At 62.6% G+C, this 257-nt stretch carries 1 protein-coding gene; it reads right to left on the bottom strand.

All coding sequences use genetic code 11. The annotated features are described in order from the left end of the window. On the bottom strand, window positions 1-257 hold a 257-nt coding region (locus tag BK660_RS30440), incomplete at both ends, for an alpha/beta hydrolase family protein (RefSeq protein ID WP_404942968.1).

Below are 257 nucleotides of genomic sequence, written 5' to 3' on the forward strand. Positions count from 1 at the left end.
CAAAGCCGCGTTGCGTCCAGTACTGAATGCGCGGATCAAGCATCGGGTAGCAGGCCGACGTCGGGCCTCCATGGATGAACACCACCAACGGTGGTTTCGTCTCGCCGCTCATGGCGGGATAGAAGAACCCGTGCGCTTCGCCCGAACCACTCGGGTAGCGCAGGGTTTGCGGACGGCTGATGCGTTCGGCGGGCAGGGGAGCAACACCACCGGCCAGCACTTTCACTTCGCGGCTCGTTCGATCAATAGCGATGACC

The sequence above is a fragment of the Pseudomonas brassicacearum genome (genome assembly GCF_003732265.1).
Lineage (GTDB): Bacteria > Pseudomonadota > Gammaproteobacteria > Pseudomonadales > Pseudomonadaceae > Aquipseudomonas > Aquipseudomonas brassicacearum_D.